Origin of the sequence: Natrinema sp. 1APR25-10V2 (assembly GCF_031626495.1) — an archaeon.
Lineage (GTDB): Archaea > Halobacteriota > Halobacteria > Halobacteriales > Natrialbaceae > Natrinema.
In genome coordinates, this window is the sequence record NZ_JAMQOJ010000015.1 from 1 (window position 1) to 1,561 (window position 1,561).

The window sequence follows — 1,561 nt, forward strand, 5'->3', positions numbered from 1 at the left end:
CCTTGCCCTTCAGCTTCGAGCCGCTGGAAATACTCAATGCATTGCATCAACTGAGCGTCTCGCTATTGGCTGTTTTCGACTTGATTTACGAATGCTCGTGAAATGCGAGCTGCTTCTTACATACTACGCAACGGGTAGATTGACCAGTTCAGTCGAAAGTCACCCTCGTATCCATCATTTTCATATGAGTAAAGCAACTTTCAGGTGGTATGACTCTCCAGCAGATCACCGCATCCGATATCGCGGGCTGGGACTCTTTACAGGATATAGCGAACTCCTTTGAAAAACGCGGGCTCAAACCACGCCCGAAATTAGGGAGCGATAACGAACTCGTAGTCCAGCTTGATGATGACGAATTCATCGTCATCGTCAATGCTGGCCCCGGTGAGACTGCCACGGACTTCAAACCGGAAAATCGCTCACGGCATACCAACCTTGTTGCCACCAACGATTTCGAGACCTTCACCTTCATTACACGAGTCCGAAGCTGGGAGGGGCAGCAGCACGGTCGAATTAAGCATCAAAAGATTTCGTTCTCGAAGGAGCAGTTCACGCGGGACAGCGGAGAGAAGAACACTATTCTCCAGAAGCTGAACTCGATCGAGTACGGTTCCTCTGCTGCGATATACGATACGCTCTACGACACGCAACAGGTCGTCAAGGAGTTCTATGAACAGTTCGAGGAACTCCGGACAGATCTCATTCAAGAGGTTACAGGCATCCCTGACGATCGTGGTGATGCGAAGCAACGATATGTGCAGGTCATTCTTGACCGGATGATCTTCCTATACTTCATCCAGGAAAAACGCCTTCTTGATCGGAACCCGAATTACCTTCACGAACAACCGAATGAAGTCGTTGACGAGGGTGGTGACCACTACGAAGAGTTCTACGAACCGCTCTTCTTCGAATACCTCGCAGAAGACAAGCAGAACCCTGATTTCGGCAGTCTTCCGTACCTTAATGGTGGCTTGTTCGCAAGGAATCCTGTCGAAGAGGAGTTCCAAGACGCGAAGTTAGGTAGTCCTGCCGAGAAAACGAACGAGCTCTTCGATGATATCCTCGACTTTCTCTCCGACTGGAACTGGAACGTAGACGAACGACTCGACATCGTCGATCCCAAGAACCTCTCCCCAGCGATCTTGGGCCACATCTTCGAGCAAACGGTCAATCAGAAGGAGATGGGGGCGTACTACACACCGGAAGAAATCACGGGGTTCATGGCCCGACGGACGATCCATCCATATCTGCTCGATCAACTCAACGAGGCTGTGGACGCAGACTACGACGAGATCGACAATGTGTTCGGATTCCCCGTGCCCGAGGCAGATAGTAGCGCAGGAGCAGTTGCCGATGGTGGAACCATAACTCAGCAAGTTCCAACGGAAAACGTCCAGACCAGCCATGTGGAGACTCTCTACCACGACATTCTGAAGGAAGCACACATTCTCGATCCCGCCGTAGGAAGTGGCGCCTTCCTGCTCGCCGCACAGGAGGTGCTGATGGACCTATACATGCAATGCATTGAGTATTTCCAGCGGCTCGAAGCTGAAGGGCAAGG

At 51.4% G+C, this 1,561-nt stretch carries 1 pseudogene; it reads left to right on the forward strand.

The annotated features are described in order from the left end of the window. Positions 1 to 209: 209 nt before the first annotated feature. A pseudogene (locus tag NDO75_RS27660) lies at positions 210 to 1,561 on the forward strand (type II restriction endonuclease subunit M); the annotation flags it as partial.